General features: G+C 33.0%; 2 protein-coding genes. Both read left to right on the top strand.

All coding sequences use genetic code 11. The annotated features are described in order from the left end of the window. A partial coding sequence (locus CHX27_RS15430; protein WP_165764405.1) for a S8/S53 family peptidase occupies positions 1–661 on the top strand: 661 nt, incomplete at its 5' end. A gap of 2 nt (positions 662–663) precedes the next feature. Next, positions 664–1,035, top strand: a complete 372-nt coding sequence (locus CHX27_RS00535; protein WP_094484840.1) for a hypothetical protein — start codon at positions 664–666, stop codon at positions 1,033–1,035. Positions 1,036–1,245: the final 210 nt, after the last annotated feature.

The raw sequence follows: 1,245 nt of genomic DNA, 5'->3' as shown, positions 1-1,245 counted from the left end.
GTTGCATCCAGAAGTAACATTTTATGAGTTTATGACCAACAAAAATGAGTCGGATAACAGGGGTGAAAATTTAGAGGACGATAACAGCGGAGAAGTTGATAATACGCAGTATGATTCTTTTAATTTGAATCAGTTTTGGCCAACCATTTCAACCATTATTCCGCCAGCTGATTTTGTGGGTTGGAATAGAGGACTGCATCCTAGCTGGCAATGTATGGAATATTCAAAAGAACAGCTAAGATTGGCTGGATTTAAAATTTCAGCTTATTTTTCGCCGGGGCAAACTTTTCAGGTCTATACTGCCCAAAATGGTGTAAATTTAACACAAGTTACTAATTCGATAAATTATTTGAGATATGCACTTACTAATGGAATTCCAGTGATCGTTGGTGTAGATAATCATTCGGGCAGCCCAAACCCACTAACAGATAACACAACTGATCATTTTGTAGTTGTAGTTGGAATGGGTCAAGATTCAAATGGAAAGTATTTTCGGTTTTTTGATAATGCGTCTGGAGATGTTGCAAAGGGGACAAGTTATTTAAACAAACTTTATTATAATCCTTTGACAGGAATTTTTAGCGGAACGTCTCAGGCTACCCCTTATTCTGAGGGACTTACTTATACATTAACAATGGTTCGCAAATCGAAACGTTTATAATTATGGATGCAAAAATTTGGTTTACACTAGTTCTGTTAAGTCTACCTTTAAATAATCGAATATCTACCTTTCAAAAAGAAGACTTAAAAATAATAAGTGGTAACTGTGTGCAGTACAGTAAAATCCCACCAAATTACAACGCAAATGAACTTTCAAAAATAACAGGAATAAACCAAAAGTATTTTACGTCTGCAATTGAGCTTGTAACTGGTGGTAAGAAAAAGGTTTATCCAATTAATGATCAAGTCTTCAATCATTCATTCTTCGATTCATTTGACTTTAATCCAAATAGAAACGTTTTGTTATATATCCGTATCTATGAACATAATAAAAGGAGTATAGTTATTGTTGAAAGAATAAAAATGAAAACTTAGAAGTGAAATTGGGCGAACAGAATAGGGTATATTGAAAACACTCTCATCAGCATCTTAAAATTTTACTAGAACAAAATTTAAGTTTCAATCGTTGATTTTTTTGTTGTAGGAAAACATATTGCCATGAGAATTAAATGAGATTTGAATAATCAAGATTAGCTTTTAAATGCTAAAGCTTTAAATGAATGGATGAGGAAAACTTTTGGCACA

The organism is Flavobacterium aurantiibacter (genome assembly GCF_002251775.1).
GTDB lineage: Bacteria > Bacteroidota > Bacteroidia > Flavobacteriales > Flavobacteriaceae > Flavobacterium > Flavobacterium aurantiibacter.
The sequence above is the reverse complement of the archived record's forward strand: the minus strand, read 5'-3'. Positions and strand labels throughout refer to the sequence as shown.

Coding starts and splice junctions, on each gene's coding strand:
- CHX27_RS00535 (WP_094484840.1), top strand. CDS start 664: ATGGATGCAAAAATTTGGTTTACACTAGTTCTGTTAAGTCTACCTTTA.